Here is a 20410-nt window from a genome sequence, read left to right as displayed (position 1 = left end):
CGGGGCTACTCTAAACAACAAACGTAGAATAAGCCCTAGCGTTTCAGCAAAAAATGCAGCTGGTTACGTAAGCCTTCTTTATCCTGGGAATCAAAAGGTAATACCAGGTCATCTTTGCCATTACCGGTAAGATCCATCACACGCACTTTGCTGGCATCGCGTGGCAAATCTACTTTTAATCTTTCACTGCGCCGGCTGAACAGCCGTTTATCATCATGCTGATATAATCGCAGTTGTTCGCGGCCATCCCCTACCAACAATGACTTAAAACCATCTCCGTTGAAGTTAGCCACCTGAAACAACGGCATGTCATAGCGGAAATTACCAATGCTGACATCGATAGTTGCCTGCTGACGAAAATCAGCTTTGGCACTGTATTGGCGCTGCTCATTTAATAAATAAAAATCGATATCCAGATTAGCACTGCCACGCAGCAATACCCGAACCAGAGTACCTACACCAAAGTGAGTGCTGGGAATATAAAAATCTTTGCGACCATCGCCGTTAAAATCGTCAATCACGACATCTATCGGTGAAGTATCGGTGGTGATAAATGTATCCGGCTCGGCATTGAAGCTTAAGCCCTGCTCAGTGACACTACCAAAGTGAATACGAAAGCTGTTATTACGCTCCAGTGCATCGGCCAGTTGTTCGCGGTTAATCACCAGATCTGCGATGCCATCACCATCTATGTCAGTAATATCACGCAATGTATCGATATTCTGCCCGCTGTAGCTACGTCCGGCATCGTTGCGTTGGTCCGCTTCCTGCTCGGTAGACAGTGCCACCGGCCAATTCATTGTTACAGGTTCAGTGGCAAAACTGCCATCAGCTTGCTGCAAAAACGCCTGAAACTTGCCCTGCCAGACAAACACCAGATCCGTTTTGCCGTCCTGATTTACATCAGCTAAATAGGGCTTACGCGGGTTGTAATCGGGGCTGGCACGCCAGCTTTGCATCAGAGCCGGAATAGCCAGCGGATAATGATTAAAACTGCCATCCGCCTGCTGGCGGTATAAATGTGTGTGCTGGAAATCAGCAATAATAAAATCAGTTAAACCCGAGCCAAGCTCGACCACAAAGTTAGCCTCGCGCAGCCGGTTTTGATCCAACACCCGGTACAATGATGTGCTGCTAACAAGCCGTTCAGCCGCAGTATTGTCCGCATTTAACCGGCTAATACCCCCCAATCCCAGAAATACCAGCTGAGGTTTGCTGTCACCGGCCAGAATGGCTTTATTAAAAAATTGCGCATCCGACGGTATAGGCAATAACTGCGCTTTGTAGTCTGTTAAATCAACTACCGACAACCAGCGGGCAAACTGGCTAAACCCTGACACCAGTAACTGCTGCCGCTCTGGTATATGAACAATGCTGCCATTAGCCGGGTGCTGTAGCGCCACCGTTACTTTATCTAACTGTGCCGCTAATGCTTCGCCACAGACAAAACCTAAAGCAAACAGCAGCGTACTGACTTTTCTCATTATTGTTATCCCGGTTAAAACGTTAGCCGAATACATAGTATTACCTAACGTATTATTATCCGGGTGATAACGCAAGAAGCCGGCAAATACCGGCTTCAATTACGTAGCAAAACTTAGCGGGCGTTGGTGCTTTCGAAAATTTTATCTGCAGACGCTGCAACAAAGCCGGTATAGAGTAAACCGTTTGTCATTGGATAACGTCGGGCAAACTCATAAAAACAGCTTGGAATAGTGGCAACAGCATCGCTGAATTGTACCGGGTGCAAATCGGCCAGTGTAGATGATTGCTCTAAATACACTTGTGGCGTGCCTTTAATTTCGCCTCCTGAGGTATTCAGTAAAAAGCCTTCGTCTTTTAATGTCTGGTTTACCTGCTCTAAGGTGCTAAAGCTTTGTAAGTCATTCACACTTACTGTGAAGTGGTTAGCCCGGTAACCCCAGGCCGAAACCCAGGCCGCGTACTCGCTTTCTGCCAGCAGTTTTTCGTAGGTAGCCTGGCTTACCTGCCAGTGAGTACCACTGTATAAAAAGCTATCTGCTGTTACTGCATCAGCCGGAATTTGTTCAACCAGCGCGGTAATAGTATCGCGCAGGTAAGCCGAGCATTTATCTAACAGCAGTTCAGAGATAAACACTTTGGGTAAGCTGCGATCTGCATGCTCATAATGCTTGGCATACAGTTTTTTTGCTTCAAAATGATACTCGCCACACTCTTCATAGCCCAATGCTTTAAAGTGTGCCGCCAGTTTTTCCAGCCCGACTTTTTCCAGATTAAAAGTACGCAGCGCAATATGATCGTTAATTACGTCATCCTGCTGCGAGCTACCCAGCAACTGGTGTACTTTTTTGGCAGAAGGAGTCACGGCTACATAGTCTTGCCACAGGTTGGCAAACAACGCTTTTACATCAGTATGCATATTTATTCCGCCTTAACATTTACCAGTTATTACTTGTCTGGCCCTCAGGCCTTATCTAACACTATAAATCTTGCCATATCGCCATCGTGCAGTTGCAGTGTATCGGCAAATTCTGCGCTTAGCAGTAGCAACTGCTGATCTGCATCAAACTTTGCATTCTTACCAAAACTAGCCCTGAACTGTTGCAGTGCTGTGTTCGCTACTGCCAGCGTTTGTCCGCCCTGAACCTCAGCAATTTTAACCCTGACTTTTTTACTGGCTGCAACCGATTTGATCTGGCTTAACCGAGCTTCTACCGTTGGGCCAGCGTCGAATAAATCGATATAACCTCGGTGAGCAAAACCCTCATTTTCCAGCATGTTAAGCGCGGGCTTGGTGTTTTGATGCACCTGGCCGATAACATCCTGAGCAGCCTGCGGCAGTAAGCCAACATAAATCGGATGACGCGGCATCAGCTCGGCAATAAAGGCTTTTTTGCCAATCCCAATTAAATGGTCCGCTGTTGGAAAATCAATGGTTAAAAACAGTTTTTGTAACCAATGCCAAAATGGCGGCTGGCCATCGCTGTCGGCAGCGCCGCGCATTTCTGCTATTACCCTGTCACTAAAGCGTTGCGGATATTCGGCCATAAACAAAAACCGCACTTTGGATAAAAAGCGCCCGGCATGGTTACGCCGGTAGCTTTCTCGCAAAAACAGCGTGCAAATTTCAGAAGCGCCGGTGTAATCGTTGCACAGTGTCAGTGTTTTTAGCTGGTTAAACACATTTAACTCAGCACTATGGTGAATAACGGTGTTCTGCTGAAAATGATACAGCGGCGTGCTGGTGCCCACCGCAGCCTCTATACCGGTAGTACCCACAATTTCACCGCTTTGAGTATCTTCCAGCACAAACAGATACCCCTGATCGCCAGGTGCACTCACTTCTGCCGCAAAGCTGTGCTCAGCATGCGCAATTTTCTGCTTTAGCCGCTCATCGTTTACCGGCAACGAGGTAAAACCGGCACCGGATTCTATAGCGATGTTTTTCAGCGCTGCAAAATCAGCTGCCGTTATCGGCCGGATAACTAACATGATTTACCCCTTCACTACATGAGCTACAGCCTGCTCAAAGCGGGCTAAGCCTTCGGTAATGTCAGCATCAGGAATGATCAGCGACGGCGCAAAACGTACCACGCTGGTACCGGCAACCAATGCCATCAGGCCCTGCTCCGCTGCTGCCAGCATAAAATCACGTGATTTACCGGCATAATCGCTGTTTAACACGGCACCAATTAATAAACCTGCACTACGTACTTCACTAAATACATGGTATTTGTCGTTAATTTTTTTCAGGCCATCCTGAAATAATTGTGCTTTAGCTTTAACACCCGCCAGCACTGCAGGTGTGTTGACAGTGTTGACCGCGGCTAAAGCAACAGCACAAGCCAGCGGGTTACCACCATAAGTAGAGCCGTGCGTACCCACCACTAAGTGCCTGGCAATATCAGTAGTAGTTAACATAGCGCCAATAGGGAAACCACCACCCAGCGCTTTGGCTGTTGTCAGAATGTCTGGTGTTACGCCATAACCCATATAGGCATACAGCTCACCGGTACGGCCAACGCCGGTTTGCACTTCATCAAAAATAAGTAATGCATTGTTTGCATCACACAGCTCACGCACGCCTTTAATAAATTCAGCGGTGGCGGGCATTACACCACCCTCACCTTGTACCGGCTCTACCATTACTGCACAGGTGTCAGCGTTAATCAGTGCTTTTACGCTATCAAGGTTATTAAATTCACCATGCACTATGGCTTCTGGCTTAGGGCCAAAACCATCTGAATAAGCACTCTGGCCGCCCACAGTAACGGTAAAGAAAGTACGGCCATGAAAGCCCTGCTTAAAAGAGATAATCTGGTTTTTCTGCTCGCCGTATTTATCTTTGGCATAGCGGCGGGCCAGTTTCAGTGCGGCTTCGTTGGCTTCAGCGCCAGAGTTGGCAAAATACACTTTTTCAGCAAAGGTCGCGTCAACCAGTGCCTGGGCCAGCAACAGCGCAGGCTCGTTAGTCATTACGTTAGATAGGTGCCACAGTTTATCAGCCTGTGTTTTTAACGCCGTTACCAACGCAGGGTGACAATGGCCAAGACAATTAACAGCGATACCACCGGCAAAGTCGATAAATTCTGTACCGTTTTGGTCCCAAACGCGTGAACCCTCACCTTTTACCGGAATAATCTTAGACGGGGCATAGTTTGGTACCATCACATCATCGAATACGCTTCTTGAAACCTGCATAACTACCTCACTTTTGTCTGTTGCAATGGCCTGCCTTTATAAAGAAAAACGCTGACAGGCTCGGATAAATTTAACTCTATTATATTGCCCACCACTGCCACATTGCAGTACCATTATCGACAATTTAACAAGCTTAAATTGCAATTCAACGGAAAAGGTTAGCAAAATGATAAGCAAGGAAGATGAAAAACTATTAGCTGTGCTGAAGCACAATGCCCGCGCCAGCATTTCTGACTTAGCCCGGATGCTGGATTTATCCCGCTCTACCGTGCAAACCCGCATTGCCAAACTGGAGCAAAGCGGTGTAATTAAAGGCTACTCGGTAGATTACGGTGAGGATTATCTGGCGTCGCTGGTATCAGCGCATGTCAGTATTAAAGTGCGGCAAAAGCTTACTGCCAAAACCAATGTTGAGCTAAAGCAAATTGCTCAGGTTTCAGCACTGTATGCCATTAGCGGAGAGTACGATCTTATCGCTATAGTGCAGGCACAAAGCACCGAGCAACTCAGCCACATTCTGGACGATATTGGTAATTTAGACGGTGTAGAGCGCACTAATTCGTCGGTTATTTTAGAAACAAAATTTAAACGCTAACGTGATTAATTTTGCAATATATAGATAATTAAATGTAAATAAATATTGCTGCAGCTATAACAACGTTTTAAAATCGGCATAATTTACCGATAAGGACATTGTCATGGCTGAGATTCTTCTTAATACCCACCCGCAACATACCAGTTCTTTATTCGCCAATTCTGCGTTTGCAAATAAAGACTGGCAGCAGCAGTTTTATCGCAATAACAAAAGTATTGTTGATGATATTCTTCTGCCTTATCAGCCATATATGTTAAACGCAGGCCAGGCTGATACTCACGACTTTTATAGCCAAATGTGCACTATTCCGCTGCAACAGCGTGAAATTATCGGCCATACAGTAGAAAGTATTGGTTCAGATAATACTCTTGCGCTGGCGGCAATGTACGATGAGCATATTTATCCATACCTGAAAGAAGATGGCATAACGTTAAGTGGGGCCTTAGCAGGTACTCTTGCATCAAGCAGAAATGGCTTAATGGAAAGCATGTCAAAGTATGAAAAAATTTTACTGCAGATATATGACGCAAGAAAAAGTGGCGCTGGCAGAGCTGAAATATTGAGGCTGGAACAGTTAGCTAGAATCCAGCACGCAAAACTGCAGCAAACATTTGAATATCAACTCCAACGGCATCTAACCAATTTTAAGTCTCCCAGAGCACGAGGTGCAGTAGCAAATGTAAATAGAGGAACTAACATTGCCCGTTCTGGCCGGTTAAATCAATCTACAGTTGCCAAACTTGAAGTAACCAAATCAGCCGACGTGAAGATATTAAGAAATATGTCTACACGAGCAACATATTTGGGAAATAGTGTAATCCTGCTTGATGCAGGAATCCGAGCCTATAACGTAGCAGATGCTAAACAGCAGGGACAGGATTATCATAGAGTTGCAGTACAGGAAATTACTGGCTTTGGCGCTAGTACTGCCGCAGGCGCTTATACAGCACAAATTGCTTTTGCATCAACTGCAGCTGCAATGACAAAAGTTGGTATAGCATTGGGATGGACGCCAGCTGGGTGGGTAATTTTAGCTGGAGCCGGCTTAACAGCACTAGCTGCCGGTTATTACTCAGCTAAGTATGTTAATTCCGCAGCCAAAACCGGTGCTGGCGTAATTTACGATAAAAGTTCAACCTTTTCATCCAGAGGCAGGAGATGATTTCAACCGCTACACCTGACGATATTATGTTCATTGCGACCATTATAATGTTTGCGTTTATGATTAACTTTTTTCTCTCTTGGCTGATATTTGCGCAAATTAGCATGAGGCCATTGGAGAAAAAATTAAAAGTATTAAACAAAGACACTATTAGTGATTGGGATGGCCCTGGTTGGCGTGTTGTGACGTATGCAATGAAGCTGGTATTGCCAGCTTCGTTTTGGGGAAAAAATACCATGCTAATTGATCCTTATCTGCTCAAAGAGCTTGCCACAGCCAAAGACAAAACCCTGGCTCTGTGGCTAATGTTGTCTGGTATTCTCTTTATCGTTGTATGTGTTTGGTACGTAGAGACTTTTCCGTAAATCTAAATATGTGCATCTTGAGGTATATAAGGCATGCATCTAGCAGTGTCGCTCTGAAGCAAATAGATATGAAAATATTGTACGCAGCATTGGCAGCGGGATTCGTTGCGGCGCATACAATGGACCGATTTGGTAAAGGAATCGCTGGCGCAGCTTACGATATAAGCCAAAATCGTGGAGTAAGAGGCAGAAGATAATGTCTGATAATCTACCTACACGGATTTCTAACTGCTCTAGGCAGAGTCAGCAAAGCTGCCCCATTTTCGTTATTTTAGCAACGTTACCGTTGGCTCACGCTTTTGCTGCCATAACTGCGGGTTGGCTTTCAGATAATCAATAAAGGCCTGTGCAGCGACTTTGCAATCTACTTCTTCGGTTTTACATGGCAATACGCCGCCATTGCGATAACGGGCACTAAACGACTGCGCCCCGCTGCTGTCTTGCGTGGCCTCAACCCTTGCCACCGGATACAACCGGGGCTGGTTGTGGTGCAATATTATATCCTGCCGGTCGCTCTGTGTTGCCTGCAATTGCTGCAACACTTGCCAACCGTCGTTGCCATCGGCCAGATAGCTGGTCGTTACCATGGTGTATTGCTGCCGTGCGCTAACCGCTTGCCAAACACCTTCCTGCTTTATATCCAGTACACTTAACTCTGCGGTATCAGGCCCGGTTTGCTTTGCCACATAGCGTATACCCGCCACGTATGGATACTTACCGGTATGGGCGCCGGGCGCAACAGACTGGCTGATAATATCGGTTAGTAAAGCCCGTAAATCTGCACCACTAATACCAAGCACGCTAAGCGGGCTGTCAAACGGTAGTACTTCTAAACGAATATTGCCCTCACGTATTTCGCCTGCAGCTAACGGCGCGCGAATATTACCGGCACCAATTAATGCCAGTTGCACCGGCCGCTGGAGCAGGCTTTGCAAGGCACTCTGATTAACATATGCCAGCATGCCATCAGCAATATGTCCGGCCAGCACAGAGCCATGACTATCGCTGCCTGCCGAGCCTGGCAGGCGCACGTGAGGAACTTCAGCTTCAGTGGCATTGATTACGCTGCCATAGGCTTGCTGCACAGCCGGTAAGTATTGGCTATCCAGCAAAGTGCGCAACGCGGTATCTTCCTGCACAATAGCCGTACGCGGCAGGCTGGCAATATAGCGCTCGGTCTTAGCTTGTTGAGCTGCGCTAAAACGGCTTGGTTTATCGCGCAGTGCAGAGCTAAAATAATCTGTGCTTGCCAGTAAAGTATTCTGCCCGGTGCAGCTTATCAATTGGCCTGCCAGGTTAAATTTAAGCCTGGCCTGGCCTACGGCCTGTGCAAACTGGCCAGCCTGCACTACACAGGTTTGGCCTTTACCATCCGGGTTAGTTACTGTTTCGGCATAAGGCCGCTGTGCCCCTAAATACCAGTGGCGAAAATCGCCTAACAAGCTGTGTGAATGGCCGCCCACTATGGCATCTATGCCATTAACGGCACTGGCCAGCGCTAAGTCACGCTGATAGCCTAAATGGGTCAGTGCAATAATATGCTGCACGCCTTGCGCCGTTAAAGCATCTACGGTGTGCTGGGCGCTTTGTATTTCATTGTTAAACACCACAGCACCGGTATCAGGGGCTATAGCACGCATATCCTCCAGCGCCAGGCCAAATACCGCTACTACGGCCCGCCCTGCTGCATCAGCAACGCTGCTTACCGGCGTTAATTGGTTTTTATTAAGCACAAATAAACTGTATGGTTTCAGGTTCTGGCTGTCAGCCAGCAGCGGTTCGGCAGCAGTATCAATATTAGCGGCCAGAATAGGGAAATTAACCTTATCAACAAAGTCGGCTAGCTTGGTTAAACCTATATCAAACTCATGGTTGCCCAGTGCCATAGCGTCGATATTCATCCGGTTTAATACATCGATGTTAATGCGTTGCTCAAACAACTCAAAATAAGCACTGCCTTTAAACGCATCACCACCATGCAAAAACAGAGCGGGTACATCATCTTGCGCAGCCTGCATACGTAGCTGCTGCGCTTTGGTTAACAAGCGCGGGTGGCCGCCAATATAGGTATAAACCGGCTTACCGGAGGCATCTTTCACGCTGGCCGGGCTGGCATCAAATTGCGAATGAGTGTCGTTAATATGGATCAGGCTTAAGGTTAAACCTGTCTCTGGTGCTGATGCCGGTGCTAAAGCACAGCCGACCAGTAGCGTTGCAGAAAAAAGCAGTGAAGAGACGAATCGCATAAACGGCAAACCTTGTTGCGGTACATCGGGCAAAGATATTGGCGGCTACCTTAAGCACAAAAGCGCATGATCTCAAGTTAAAATCTGCCTTTGTGGCTTGTTTTGCTGTGTACCGACAGGCAGGATCGGCATTTTGCTCTGGCAGAGATAATTATGGCAGCAATTTCAAACGTAGCTTTACTGGTAACCGACTATGACGAGGCTATAGCCTTTTACACCCGAAAATTGGGCTTTGATTTACTGGAGGATACCAACCTTGGCGCAGGTAAACGCTGGGTACAGGTGGCGCCGAAAAACAACAGTGGCACCGCCTTGCTGTTGGCCAAAGCCACTAACGAAAAGCAGCTGTCAGCCGTGGGTGAGCAGGCCGGTGGCCGGGTATGGCTATTTTTACAAACCGATGATTTCTGGCGAGATTACCATGCTATGCAGACTGCAGGTGTGGTATTTCTCGAAGCACCACGACAAGAACCTTATGCTACCGTAGTAGTGTTTGAAGACCTTTATGGCAACAAATGGGATTTACTGCAACGAAGTGTTTAAGCAAGGCGGCAAATTGCCGCCCTTACTATATAGCTATTGATAAAATCAGAGTGCCTGGCTGATTTTATCTGCCAGTGCTTTTATTTTTTCCATATCCCCCATTGCCGCACCATGGCCGGATAATTTACTTAAATGCTCCGGAATTAAGTGAAAATGCAGGTGCGGTACGGTTTGCCCCGCAGCGCTGCCATTTAACTGCATCAAAACGACACCTTCTACTCCGAGCGTAGATTTAAGCGCCGACATCACTTTTTGCACTGTGGTCATCGTATGTGTCAGCTCGTCGGCTGGAATATCCAGCAGAGTTTCGGCAGCAAATTTGGGGATCACCAGCGTATGGCCGTCGGCCTGCGGCATAATATCCATAAAAGCCAGGGTGTAGTCATCTTCGTACACTTTAAAGCTGGGGATTTCACCGCGCAGAATTTTGGCAAAAATATTGTCGTTATCGTAGCTCATACAGCTCTCCTTTGTGCGGACCAATACAGCAAACTTAACCGATTATGCCAGTATCTGGTGAAACAAAACCAGCTTTTGACAATACGCCTTAGCTCACAAACGCGGGCTGGAACCCCGTTTTGGTCGCCACAGAGTGTCTGAGCCCTGCCGTAGGCAGTAGGGCGAGTTGCTGTGGCGAGCCAAGGCGGGTGTTGCAGCAAAGCGTTTTAACTGCACAAATATCGTGCATGAAACTGTAAATGCTGTTCAATAAAGCTGGCGATAAAGTAGTAGCTATGGTCATAACCTGCCCGCATACGAATATCTGCTTGTGCGCCGCTTTGCTTAGCCGCAGCAATTAAGCTTTCAGTACGCAGTTGCTCAGGGTAAAAGTTATCTGCCGTACCCTGATCAACCAATAGCGGCAGCGGATTTTTCGCGCCACTTAGCAGCAAGGATGCATCATATTGCTGCCATTGGCTTTCATCTTCGCCCAAATAGCCATTAAAAGCTTTAATACCCCAGGGGCAATTTACCGGATTACAAATGGGTGAAAATGCCGACATACTGCTATAACGCTGCGGGTTACGCAGGCCTATCACTAAAGCGCCATGCCCGCCCATCGAATGGCCACTAATAGCACGTTTGGCCGATAACGGCAGTTCAGCTTCAACCAATTGCGGTAATTCACTGACAATATAGTCGTACATACGGTAATGTTTAACGAATGGCTCGCGCGTGGCATTAACGTAAAATCCGGCACCCAAGCCAAAATCGTAAGCACCATCTGCATCGTCCGGCACGCCATCGCCGCGCGGGCTGGTGTCGGGTATTATCAGCGCTATACCCAGCTCAGCCGCAACACGTTGTGCGCCGGCTTTGGCCGAGAAGTTTTCGTCAGTACAAGTTAAACCCGATAGCCAATACAGCGCAGGTACAGCCTGTGTTTCTGCCTGCGGCGGTAAAAACACCGAGAATTGCATATCGCAGCTCAGCACGGTGGATGTATGGGTAAAACGAATTTGTTTGCCACCAAAACAAAGCTGTTCGCTGACTTTGGTTATTGCTGAAGTTGTCATAGCCTGCCCATAGTGTTGAGTAGGGACAGATTACAACACCCGCCCTGGCTCGCCACAGCAACTCGCCCTACTGCCTACGGCAGGGCTCAGACACTCTGTGGCGACCAAAACGGGGTTCTAATCCGTCCATCAATTACATTTGCTTAATATTAAAAATGAATCACCGTGCGGATAGACTTACCCTCATGCATCAAATCAAAGGCTTCGTTAATTTGTTCCAACGGCATGGTGTGGGTAATAAAAGTATCCAGCTCGAACTCACCGTTTAAATAGCGCTCTACATAATCTGGCAGCTCAGTGCGGCCTTTTACGCCGCCAAAAGCGGTGCCGCGCCAAACACGGCCGGTAACCAGTTGAAATGGCCGGGTCGAAATTTCCTGGCCGGCACCTGCAACACCGATAATCACCGACTCACCCCAGCCTTTATGGCAGCACTCCAATGCCGAGCGCATCACATTAACGTTACCGATACACTCAAACGAGAAATCTACCCCGCCATCGGTCATTTCAACGATCACATCCTGAATAGGCTTATCAAACTTTTTCGGGTTAATAACGTCAGTGGCACCGAGTTTTGTCGCAATATCAAACTTACTCTCATTAATATCTATAGCAATAATGCGGCTGGCTTTGGCCATAACAGCGCCAATAATAGCCGATAAACCAATACCACCCAGGCCAAATACCGCAACCGTATCGCCCTCTTTTACTTTGGCAGTGTTCATTACTGCGCCCATACCGGTAGTTACGCCGCAGCCCAGCAAACACACTTTTTCCAGCGGCGCGGCTTTATTAATTTTAGCCAGCGAAATTTCCGGCAGTACTGTGTACTCAGAAAAAGTAGAAGTACCCATATAGTGATAAATCGGCTTGCCGTCTTTAGAAAAGCGCGTGGTACCATCCGGCATTAAGCCTTTGCCCTGGGTAGCACGAATCGCCTGGCACAGGTTTGTTTTGCCAGATAAACAGAACTTACATTTACCGCACTCTGGTGTGTAAAGCGGAATCACATGATCGCCCACCGCAACCGAGGTTACGCCCTCGCCCACAGCTTCAACTATGCCGCCACCTTCATGGCCCAATATAGCCGGGAATATGCCCTCAGGGTCTTCACCCGATAAGGTAAAAGCATCGGTGTGGCATACGCCGGTGGCAATAATTTTTACCAACACTTCGCCTTTTTGCGGCGGCATTAAGTCCACTTCTTCAATCGATAATGGTTGGCCCGGGCCCCAGGCTACCGCGGCGCGTGTTTTGATCATTTGCATCAAGTTATCCTTTTTGTTGTTTGCACAGGCAAAAATCTGTTACCAGCAAGTGTAACCTGATTTTTATTTTTGCCATATCAGTATGAATAAAACTAAAATGCAAATCAGTTTTTCATATATGCAAAACCTAACAGGCAAAAGGCTGCGGTTAGAACCCCGTTTTGGTCGCCACAGAGTGTCTGAGCCCTGCCGTAGGCTGGCGACAAATTCGTCTGGAACGAATTTGAACAGCTTCAGCTGGCCTCTGGTGTCGGGCAGGATAGCCCGACATAGTTGCTGTGGCGAGCCAAGGCGGGTGTTGTAACATAAGCAGCCTTTCTTCGCCGAAGCCGATTTAACGACAGTTGATTTAGAAGAGGCAGGTTTAATTGAAACAGTGGATTGGCATTAGCGAATTTGTTGCAGTAGCAGAACTGCAAAGCTTTACCAAAGCAGCAAAGCAACTGGGCATTTCTGTAGCCCAGGTAAGCCGTAATATTGCTGAACTTGAAGCTACTCTGGCAATAAAACTGCTGTATCGCAGTACGCGCAGCGTGAGCTTAACCGAAGAAGGCTTACTTTATTTACAACATTGCCGGCACTTAGTTGCCAGTTTAGAAGAAGCCAACCGCACTCTGGCTAACTTAAAAGCCACCCCGCGCGGCCAGATTAAACTTACCGCGCCGGTATTTTACGGCGAAACCCGTATAGCACCGTTGCTGCATAACTTTATGCAGCAATATCCCGACACAGAGCTGGACTTACAGCTAACCAATAACAAGCTGGATTTAATTCAGGGCGGCTTTGACTTAGCCATCAGACTCGGCACACTGGAAAGCTCCAGCCTTATAGCCCGTAAACTGGCCAGCCGCACTCAGTATGTCGTTGCTTCACCGGCCTATTTAGCTAAGTACGGTACACCACAAGGCCTGGCTGATCTTGTACAGCACCAGTGCTTAACCGGTACCGTGGCACAATGGCGTTTTATGCAACAGGGCAAATTGGCACAGTTTAAACCACAGGGCCGTATAGTCTGTAACAGCGGCGTAGCATTAATGGATGCAGCACTAAAAGGCCTCGGGCTGGTGCAGTTGCCAGATTACTACGTGAACGATAAATTACAGAGCGGTGAACTGCTGGCTGTACTGAATCAGCTACGCCAGCCGGATGACGGTATCTGGGCGATATACCCGCAAAACCGGCATTTATCTGCTAAGGTACGGGTATTGGTAGACTATCTTGCCACTAAGCTTAATTAACTGCACTTTTGTAGCAGCCTGGCTTGGTTGTCAGCCGTTGCTGTGATAGCGTTTTAGTATTATTTACTGCTTTGGATACATGATGAAACAACTATTTTTTGCTTTTACCCTGCTACTCAGTGCCAGTTTTGCTAATGCCAACGACACATTTAACGAAGGTGAGCACTATCAGGTGCTTAATACAGCTCAAAGTACCAATAGCAAGGTAGTAGAATTTTTCTCTTATTACTGCCCGTTTTGCTATAACTTTGAACCCATAGTTGCAGAACTAAAACAGGCTTTGCCTACCGGTATCAAGGTACAAAAAATACCGGTATCTTTTCACGGCGGTAAAATGGCACCTGCAGTACAACGCGCTCATGCCATGGCTGTATCACTGAACGTTGACGAACAATTTACCCCATTACTGTTTACCCAAATTCATCAGCAGCGCCAGCCACCGGCAGACAGAGCCGCGCTGCAAGCCCTGTTTAGCAAAGCCGGAGTAACCGCCCGGCAGTTTGACGCTAATTTCGATAGTATGCCGGTTACCGCTATGGTGGCCGATTTTGATCAGGCTATTGAGCAAGCCGCTGTGCGCTCAGTTCCCAGTTTTATTATTAATGATAAATATCTGGTTAATATCAGTGCAGTATCGTCGCAGCAACAGTTTAATGATCTGGTAAATTATTTACTGGCCTTAACGCCCGGGGCAACAACCGAATGACAACACTGAAAATTGATCTGGTATCAGATATTGCCTGCCCCTGGTGCGCAATAGGCTATGCCAGACTGCAACAAGCGCTATTAACTGTACCGCAGCTACAAATTGAGTTGGAGTGGCATGCGTTTGAACTAAACCCGGATAAAAACGCCGTTCAGGAGCCCATCTTACCGGCGCTTAGCCGCAAGTATGGCCGTAGCGAAGATGAAATGCGCGCAGCCCAGGCCAATATGATGCAAATAGCTGCTGATTTAGGACTTAACTTCAGCAAAATGCAGCAACGCTATACCTGTAATACTTTTGATGGTCACCGGCTGGTCAAATGGGCCGCCACACAGAACAAGGCCACCGCTATGAAGCTGGCATTATTCGAAGCTTATTTTGGTGAAGCCAAAGATGTATCTGACGCAACAGTATTGGCTAACTGCGCCAAACAGGCCGGCTTGGATAAAGCTCAGGCTGAGCGTATTTTGGCCGGTAATGATTATAGCGATAGCGTAACTGAAGATATTGCTCAATATCAGCAGGCCGGTATTTCATCGGTACCGGCATTTATTATCAATAACCGCTACCTGATCTCCGGAGCGCAAGAGCCTGCCCAACTGGCTGCCAGCTTACAGCAAATTGCCACAGAAATGACGTAAAGCTACTGAGAACCTGCACCAGGCATAAAGCGGTAATGGCCGGTAATGCTGTAATCAAACAGCATATCAGCCAGTACCGGCCCGGCACCGATATTATGCACAATTAATGGCCGTTGGCCGTCGGTAGAGGTTTTATCCACCACTATGCCTATGTGCGGCAAATTACCCGGTAACATCCAGGTAACCAGATCTCCGGGTTGGTAATGACTACCCTGCTGGCTTACCGCTAAACTTTCACCGTGACGGCTGAAAAATGCTTGTAAATTCGGCACACGGCGATGATCAATATTACTGTCCGGCCTGGTTAAACCCCAAATTCGTTTCGATGGATATAACGTAAAGTTATCACGCATATCCTCGTGCACTAATTGCTGTAAATCGATATCCAGTGCACGGTAACTGCGGATCACTACATCGGTGCAAACCCCCATATCAGCCGGTACGTCACCATTAGGATAAGCAATGCGCATATAGCGGCCATCATAGCGCACCTTATGCTCGGTGCGTTCAAGCGCAGCAGCCACCAATTTATCACTGAATGTGTCTGCCATACTGCGCAGCGGCAATAACCACAGCAGCAATAACAAGGTTAATTTTAAGTGATGGGACAACACAAAGAAAACTGGCATTTAGCACTCCGCGCAAAACATTCAGACTCTGCCGTAAGGCTCAGCACTATGGCTAAAGTTCAGAAATTGCCTCACTAAATTCAGGTTGAGCTTAACATCGGCCTTTTTGCTTTCGGCAGGCTGTTAATCACTAACTGATACGAGTTCTCAATCTGCCGTCTTATTTCATTTTCGGGTACGCTGCCATCAAGCAGTACGGTGTTCCAATGCTGTTTGTTCATATGGTAACCGGGCGTAATGGCCGGAAAAATATCGCGTAGCATCAAAGCTTCTGCCGGATCACATTTCAGATTTACCCGCCCGACACTTTGCTGTTCAGCTAAGATTGCAAAAATTTTACCGGCCACTTTATAAACGTAGAGATCCGGACCAAACGGAAAGTCCTCGATGCTTTGAAGTTGCATCAGGCAGTAATCACGGCATTGTGAAAAGTTCATAGCTGACCCTGGTATTGGAGTTGGGTTTATTACAGCAGCTTTATAGCACAACAGAATAAGAAAGGTATCGCACAGGAAGGAAGTAAAATAGCGAAAACGCCTGAGAAGCTGGCCTGCTCAGGCGCACCATCATAGTGTTATTTCGCAACGATGCCAGCGCCCTGAACTTTTTTCCACTCTTCTTTGTCCAGTACCATGTCACGGTTGGTATCGAATTTTTCAAACAAGCCATTGTATAACTCGGCCTGAGTTAAACGGCTGTCACCATCGCGATCAAAATCGGCTAGTTTGCTACCAAAACGGGTACCGCTAAACTCGCTTTCATCAATCATGCCATCACTGTTGCGGTCCATCTTGCCAAAAAAACGATCGCCGATATGTCTTTCAAACTCTGTTTTAGAAATTGAACCATTATTGTCCTGATCAATTTCATTAAACTTGCTGTCGGCAGCCAATGCCGAAGCAGACACCAGTGATAAAGCTAATACCAGCGCAGAATTGATATGTTTTTTCATGTCAAATCTCCTTCAGTTGTTAAATAAACTGTGCTGCAGAAGTGCAGCTGGTATTAACTACGCAACAGTTGTACCAACACATTTTCGCCGTGGTAAATAAACGCTTATACTGCTGATATTGAGCCATATATCAGGGTTTATTACCACGGCTAAAGCGGCAGGGTAAATACCGGGTGCGGGTAATATTTGCATACCACCGGTAAATACTACTGCCGCAAAAGCTGAATACATTACCCCTTAGTGTACTTGTCCAGCCATTGAAACACTTCGTTATACCAGCGCACGCGGTTATCTTTATTTAAGATCCAGTGATTTTCATCCGGAAAAATCACCAGGCGCGAGTCGATACCTTTACGCTGCAGGTTAGTAAAAGCGCCTAATCCCTGTGCATAAGGTACGCGGTAATCTTTTAAGCCATGAATAACCAGCATAGGTGTTTGCCACTTATCAGCTAATGCCGCCGGGTTAAACTTTTGGTAGTCTGATTCTGTCTGCCAAGCCGGGCCGCCTAAATCAAACTCCGGAAACCACAGTTCTTCCGTGCTGCCGTAAAAGCTTGGCATATCATACAAACCAGCATGGTTTACCAGGCATTTAAACCCGGTTGGCCAGTTACCGGCAATCCAGTTCATCATATAGCCACCGTAAGACGCTCCCAGCGCACAGGCGCGGTTAGCGTCAATCCATGGCTGAGCCTGAACTATATAGTCAAAACCTTTTTTCAGATCTTCCAGTGGCTTACCACCCCAGTCACGACTGATCGAATCGGTAAACGCCTGGCCATAACCGGTAGAACCATGAAAGTCTACCATCACCACCGCATAGCCTTTGGCAGCGTACATTTGCGCATTCCAGCGCTCGTTAAACATATTACCAAAACTGCCCTGCGGCCCGCCGTGTACTAAAAACGCCATCGGGTATTTTTTCTTCGCATCAAAATTCCACGGTTTTACCAGATAGCCATATACCGTAGCGTCGTCTGCGCCTTTAAAGCTGAATTGTTCATAGTCGCCGAACTGCACCTCTTTGCGCCAATTGGCGTTAATATCCGTCAGTTGCGTTAAGCTGCCACCATCCGGGCTCAGTTGGAACACCTCAGGCGGCATGTCCAGTTTATGGTTAGTAAACACAATTTTGTCACTGGCTACGTTCAATGCACCGGCTGTGCCGTCGCCATACACTTTGCGCACATCACCAAAACTGGTGTTAATGGCGTAAATGCTGTATTGGCCTACATCCTGAGTAGTGACATAAATAGTACGGTTATCCGGGCCGAATTTGTAATCACTGATTGAGCGATCAAACTCCGGTGCCAGTTCATTACGCTGCCCGGTTACCATATCCAGCAAAATTAAACTGAATTTATCGGCTTCAGCCTGTGGCTTACTCATGGCTTTGTAGGCCATAAAACGGCCGTCATTTGAAAACGATGGCTGCGCATCCCAGGCTGGGTTTTCGGCTGTCATATTTTGCTTTTCACCACCGCCTACCGCCACTTTAAAGATGTCGTAGTTGGTATGCCAGGCCTGATCTTCAGCCGGGATTTTAGCGCTAAATACCAGGTTTTCGTTATCCGGGGTAAAAGCAACTTCGTTCATACCAGCGATATCAGTATTCCATTCACCCATCAGGTTAGTTGCATTTTTCACAGTACCCTTACCAAGCTCTGCAATATGCAAATGACTGCGGTACGGTGTTAACCAGCTGTCCCAATGGCGTACCATTAACTGATCAAACGCCATGGCAGTGTCTTTCTTCGCGGCATCCGCCGCTTTAGCATCCAGCGAACATTGCAGGTTCTGACAACCCGGCTTTACCGACAATGCCAGTGCCAGGTGTTTATTATTTGCAGAAACTTTAAAACCTTCTACCGGCAGCGGTAAATCTGTAATTTGCATTGCCTCACCGCCATATAGTGGCAACTGCCACACCTGGTTAGTACCACTACGGTTAGCAATAAAATAGATACTCTGGCCATCATTCGCCCACTGCAGCTGGCTTTCACGCCCGGCGCTCTGGGTTAAACGGGTCAGTTTATTCAGATTGGATAAATCCATCAGGTATAAGTCGCTGGAAGTATCTGCCGGGCTAAAACCACCGTTGGTTTGGCCGTAAACCAAAAAGCGGCCATCGGGTGACAGCACCACATCATGCAGTTTATTAAACTGGTTTAAATGCTCCACCGTCAGCGGAGCTTTAGCCAGTGCACTGCCTGTTGCTAACAGTGCCAGCGTAAGTAAGGTCTTTTTCATGCGTATTCCCTGGATTTTTTTGTTATAGCTGAAAAAAATAAGGCCGCAGCAATGCTACAGCCCTGGCGCAATTATACTTTGTCCATTTGTTGAATATTTACTTTCCAGATGGCCGGGCCCTGCTGATGCACGTTATTACCATTGGAGTCTACCGCTACCGTTACCGGCATATCCTGTACATCAAACTCGTAAATGGCTTCCATGCCTAAATCGGCAAAAGCCACCACACGGGATTTTTTAATTGCTTTAGATACCAGGTAGGCTGCACCGCCCACTGCCATTAAATACACCGCTTTGTGCTGTTTTATACTGGCCACCGTTTTATCACCGCGCTCTGATTTACCAATCATGCCAAGCAGGCCGGTTTGCGACAGCATCATGTCAGTAAATTTATCCATCCGCGTGGCAGTAGTCGGGCCGGCCGGGCCTACTACTTCATCGCCCACCGCATCTACCGGGCCAACGTAATAAATAAAACGGTTTTTAAAGTCAACGCCATCAGGCAATGCTTCGCTTTTATTTAGCATATCGGCAATGCGTTTATGTGCCGCATCGCGTCCGGTCAGCATTTTGCCGCTTAACAGCACCGTTTCACCGGCTTGCCAGGTCTGTACTTCCTGTGGCGTTACCGTATCCAGGTTTACCCGGCGTACATTAGCGCCAAGCTCCCAGGTTACCTGCGGCCAGTCTTCCAGTTTTGGTGGTGTAATATCAGCCGGGCCGCTGCCGTCTAAATGAAAATGCACATGGCGCGTAGCGGCACAGTTAGGGATCATCACTACCGGCAAACTTGCGGCATGGGTTGGTACACTATTAATTTTTACATCAACTACCGTAGTTAAACCACCCAGGCCCTGAGCACCAATGCCCAGTTTATTTACTTTTTCGTACAGCTCCAGGCGCAGCTTTTCATCGGCTGTTTCTGCACCTTTAGCGATAAGTTCCTGAATATCCACCGGCTCCATTAAGGCTTCTTTAGCCAGTACAGCAGCTTTTTCTGCTGTGCCGCCAATACCAATACCCAGCATACCCGGCGGGCACCAGCCTGCCCCCATTTTCGGTAAGGTTTCCAGCACCCAGTCAACAATAGAATCAGACGGGTTTAACATCGCCATCTTGGTTTTATTTTCCGAGCCACCGCCTTTGGCGGCAATCATCACTTCAACATGATGGCCAGCCACCAAATCAATGTGTACTACAGAGGGCGTATTGTCTTTGGTATTTTTACGGCCACCGGCCGGGTCTGCCACAATAGAAGCGCGTAACGGGTTGTCCGGGTTTAAGTAAGCACGACGGGTACCTTCATCCACCATCTGCTGTACTGTCATATCGGTTTTATCCCACTTTACATCCATACCAATTTTAACAAAGCAGGTCACAATGCCGGTGTCTTGGCAAATAGGCCGGTGGCCTTCGGCCGACATGCGCGAGTTAATTAAAATTTGCGCTATGGCATCTTTCGCCGCCTGGTTTTGCTCTTTGTGGTAGGCCACTTCCAGCGCTTTGATAAAATCCAGCGGATGATAATAAGAGATGTACTGCAGCGCATCTTCGATGCTGTCGATAAAGTCTTGCTGGCGAATAACCGTCATGTTGTTTTACCTGTCCTCTGG

The 20410-nt window shown here is 47.5% G+C and carries 20 protein-coding genes; 7 read left to right on the top strand and 13 right to left on the bottom strand.

Going from position 1 to position 20410, the window contains the following annotated elements; all coding sequences use genetic code 11:
• Window positions 1-35 precede the first annotated feature (35 nt).
• From M2404_RS09360 to M2404_RS09345, 4 genes are all read right to left on the bottom strand, one after another.
• Complete coding sequence (locus tag M2404_RS09360; protein WP_259239460.1) at window positions 36-1484, bottom strand: FG-GAP repeat domain-containing protein; 1449 nt, start codon at window positions 1482-1484, stop codon at window positions 36-38.
• Window positions 1485-1597: 113 nt separating this feature from the next.
• Window positions 1598-2401 carry a DUF1338 domain-containing protein gene (locus tag M2404_RS09355; protein ID WP_259239459.1) on the bottom strand — a complete coding sequence of 268 codons (804 nt, stop codon included), beginning with the start codon at window positions 2399-2401 and terminating at the stop codon, window positions 1598-1600.
• Window positions 2402-2445: 44 nt separating this feature from the next.
• Window positions 2446-3474 (bottom strand): arginine N-succinyltransferase, encoded by a 1029-nt coding sequence (gene astA / locus M2404_RS09350; protein WP_259239458.1) that lies wholly within the window; start codon window positions 3472-3474, stop codon window positions 2446-2448.
• A gap of 3 nt (window positions 3475-3477) precedes the next feature.
• Window positions 3478-4683: an aspartate aminotransferase family protein gene (locus M2404_RS09345; RefSeq protein WP_259239457.1), complete on the bottom strand. Its 1206-nt coding sequence runs from the start codon at window positions 4681-4683 to the stop codon at window positions 3478-3480.
• A gap of 64 nt (window positions 4684-4747) precedes the next feature.
• Between M2404_RS09345 and M2404_RS09340 the strand changes: the two genes are divergently transcribed.
• The 3 genes from M2404_RS09340 (at window position 4748) to M2404_RS09330 (ending at window position 6805) form a co-directional block, all read left to right on the top strand.
• Window positions 4748-5278 carry an Lrp/AsnC family transcriptional regulator gene (locus tag M2404_RS09340; protein ID WP_473091811.1) on the top strand — a complete coding sequence of 177 codons (531 nt, stop codon included), beginning with the start codon at window positions 4748-4750 and terminating at the stop codon, window positions 5276-5278.
• Window positions 5279-5381: 103 nt separating this feature from the next.
• Window positions 5382-6440, top strand: a complete 1059-nt coding sequence (locus M2404_RS09335) for a hypothetical protein (RefSeq protein WP_259239456.1) — start codon at window positions 5382-5384, stop codon at window positions 6438-6440.
• Complete coding sequence (locus M2404_RS09330) at window positions 6437-6805, top strand: hypothetical protein (RefSeq protein ID WP_259239455.1); 369 nt, start codon at window positions 6437-6439, stop codon at window positions 6803-6805. Before M2404_RS09335 ends, M2404_RS09330 begins: the two co-directional genes overlap by 4 nt.
• A 266-nt stretch (window positions 6806-7071) precedes the next feature.
• Here the strand turns inward: M2404_RS09330 and M2404_RS09325 are convergent, their stop codons facing one another.
• Entirely contained in the window at window positions 7072-9051 is a 1980-nt protein-coding gene (locus tag M2404_RS09325) for a bifunctional metallophosphatase/5'-nucleotidase (protein WP_259239454.1), read from the bottom strand.
• Between the two features lie 153 nt (window positions 9052-9204).
• On the opposite strand from M2404_RS09325, the gene M2404_RS09320 reads away from it, so the two are divergent.
• Window positions 9205-9594, top strand: coding sequence for a VOC family protein (locus tag M2404_RS09320; protein ID WP_259239453.1), 390 nt, complete (start codon window positions 9205-9207; stop codon window positions 9592-9594).
• 45 nt (window positions 9595-9639) lie between these two features.
• Here M2404_RS09320 and M2404_RS09315 read toward each other — a convergent pair whose 3' ends face one another.
• The 3 genes from M2404_RS09315 to M2404_RS09305 form a co-directional block, all read right to left on the bottom strand.
• Complete coding sequence (locus tag M2404_RS09315) at window positions 9640-10053, bottom strand: HIT family protein (RefSeq protein WP_259239452.1); 414 nt, start codon at window positions 10051-10053, stop codon at window positions 9640-9642.
• Between the two features lie 206 nt (window positions 10054-10259).
• Window positions 10260-11111 carry an S-formylglutathione hydrolase gene (gene fghA / locus M2404_RS09310; RefSeq protein WP_259239451.1) on the bottom strand — a complete coding sequence of 284 codons (852 nt, stop codon included), beginning with the start codon at window positions 11109-11111 and terminating at the stop codon, window positions 10260-10262.
• Between the two features lie 149 nt (window positions 11112-11260).
• Window positions 11261-12370 (bottom strand): S-(hydroxymethyl)glutathione dehydrogenase/class III alcohol dehydrogenase, encoded by a 1110-nt coding sequence (locus M2404_RS09305; RefSeq protein ID WP_473091810.1) that lies wholly within the window; start codon window positions 12368-12370, stop codon window positions 11261-11263.
• A 377-nt stretch (window positions 12371-12747) separates the two neighbouring features.
• Between M2404_RS09305 and M2404_RS09300 the strand changes: the two genes are divergently transcribed.
• The 3 genes from M2404_RS09300 to M2404_RS09290 all read left to right on the top strand — a co-directional run bounded on the left by M2404_RS09300 (window position 12748) and on the right by M2404_RS09290 (window position 14964).
• The gene (locus M2404_RS09300) at window positions 12748-13617 is read left to right on the top strand and encodes a LysR family transcriptional regulator (RefSeq protein ID WP_259239450.1); all 870 of its coding nucleotides are present in this window, start codon (window positions 12748-12750) and stop codon (window positions 13615-13617) included.
• 79 nt (window positions 13618-13696) lie between these two features.
• Window positions 13697-14323, top strand: coding sequence for a thiol:disulfide interchange protein DsbA/DsbL (locus M2404_RS09295; protein WP_259239449.1), 627 nt, complete (start codon window positions 13697-13699; stop codon window positions 14321-14323).
• Window positions 14320-14964, top strand: coding sequence for a DsbA family oxidoreductase (locus M2404_RS09290; protein WP_259239448.1), 645 nt, complete (start codon window positions 14320-14322; stop codon window positions 14962-14964). The genes M2404_RS09295 and M2404_RS09290 overlap by 4 nt, the downstream gene beginning before the upstream one ends.
• A 2-nt stretch (window positions 14965-14966) precedes the next feature.
• Here M2404_RS09290 and M2404_RS09285 read toward each other — a convergent pair whose 3' ends face one another.
• The 5 genes from M2404_RS09285 to M2404_RS09265 form a co-directional block, all read right to left on the bottom strand.
• Window positions 14967-15593 carry a DUF1287 domain-containing protein gene (locus M2404_RS09285; protein WP_259239447.1) on the bottom strand — a complete coding sequence of 209 codons (627 nt, stop codon included), beginning with the start codon at window positions 15591-15593 and terminating at the stop codon, window positions 14967-14969.
• An 80-nt stretch (window positions 15594-15673) separates the two neighbouring features.
• Window positions 15674-16030: an MmcQ/YjbR family DNA-binding protein gene (locus M2404_RS09280; protein WP_259239446.1), complete on the bottom strand. Its 357-nt coding sequence runs from the start codon at window positions 16028-16030 to the stop codon at window positions 15674-15676.
• 137 nt (window positions 16031-16167) lie between these two features.
• The gene (locus tag M2404_RS09275) at window positions 16168-16545 is read right to left on the bottom strand and encodes an EF-hand domain-containing protein (protein WP_259239445.1); all 378 of its coding nucleotides are present in this window, start codon (window positions 16543-16545) and stop codon (window positions 16168-16170) included.
• A gap of 230 nt (window positions 16546-16775) precedes the next feature.
• Complete coding sequence (locus M2404_RS09270) at window positions 16776-18797, bottom strand: S9 family peptidase (protein WP_259239444.1); 2022 nt, start codon at window positions 18795-18797, stop codon at window positions 16776-16778.
• Between the two features lie 71 nt (window positions 18798-18868).
• Entirely contained in the window at window positions 18869-20389 is a 1521-nt protein-coding gene (locus M2404_RS09265) for a fumarate hydratase (RefSeq protein ID WP_259239443.1), read from the bottom strand.
• Window positions 20390-20410 lie beyond the last annotated feature (21 nt).

The organism is Rheinheimera pacifica, assembly GCF_024809855.1.
Lineage (GTDB): Bacteria > Pseudomonadota > Gammaproteobacteria > Enterobacterales > Alteromonadaceae > Alishewanella > Alishewanella pacifica_A.
The sequence above is the reverse complement of the archived record's forward strand: the minus strand, read 5'-3'. Positions and strand labels throughout refer to the sequence as shown.

Coding starts and splice junctions, on each gene's coding strand:
- M2404_RS09360 (WP_259239460.1), bottom strand. CDS start 1,484: ATGAGAAAAGTCAGTACGCTGCTGTTTGCTTTAGGTTTTGTCTGTGGC.
- M2404_RS09355 (WP_259239459.1), bottom strand. CDS start 2,401: ATGCATACTGATGTAAAAGCGTTGTTTGCCAACCTGTGGCAAGACTAT.
- astA (WP_259239458.1), bottom strand. CDS start 3,474: ATGTTAGTTATCCGGCCGATAACGGCAGCTGATTTTGCAGCGCTGAAA.
- M2404_RS09345 (WP_259239457.1), bottom strand. CDS start 4,683: ATGCAGGTTTCAAGAAGCGTATTCGATGATGTGATGGTACCAAACTAT.
- M2404_RS09335 (WP_259239456.1), top strand. CDS start 5,382: ATGGCTGAGATTCTTCTTAATACCCACCCGCAACATACCAGTTCTTTA.
- M2404_RS09330 (WP_259239455.1), top strand. CDS start 6,437: ATGATTTCAACCGCTACACCTGACGATATTATGTTCATTGCGACCATT.
- M2404_RS09325 (WP_259239454.1), bottom strand. CDS start 9,051: ATGCGATTCGTCTCTTCACTGCTTTTTTCTGCAACGCTACTGGTCGGC.
- M2404_RS09320 (WP_259239453.1), top strand. CDS start 9,205: ATGGCAGCAATTTCAAACGTAGCTTTACTGGTAACCGACTATGACGAG.
- M2404_RS09315 (WP_259239452.1), bottom strand. CDS start 10,053: ATGAGCTACGATAACGACAATATTTTTGCCAAAATTCTGCGCGGTGAA.
- fghA (WP_259239451.1), bottom strand. CDS start 11,111: ATGACAACTTCAGCAATAACCAAAGTCAGCGAACAGCTTTGTTTTGGT.
- M2404_RS09295 (WP_259239449.1), top strand. CDS start 13,697: ATGATGAAACAACTATTTTTTGCTTTTACCCTGCTACTCAGTGCCAGT.
- M2404_RS09290 (WP_259239448.1), top strand. CDS start 14,320: ATGACAACACTGAAAATTGATCTGGTATCAGATATTGCCTGCCCCTGG.
- M2404_RS09285 (WP_259239447.1), bottom strand. CDS start 15,593: ATGCCAGTTTTCTTTGTGTTGTCCCATCACTTAAAATTAACCTTGTTA.
- M2404_RS09280 (WP_259239446.1), bottom strand. CDS start 16,030: ATGAACTTTTCACAATGCCGTGATTACTGCCTGATGCAACTTCAAAGC.
- M2404_RS09275 (WP_259239445.1), bottom strand. CDS start 16,545: ATGAAAAAACATATCAATTCTGCGCTGGTATTAGCTTTATCACTGGTG.
- M2404_RS09270 (WP_259239444.1), bottom strand. CDS start 18,797: ATGAAAAAGACCTTACTTACGCTGGCACTGTTAGCAACAGGCAGTGCA.
- M2404_RS09265 (WP_259239443.1), bottom strand. CDS start 20,389: ATGACGGTTATTCGCCAGCAAGACTTTATCGACAGCATCGAAGATGCG.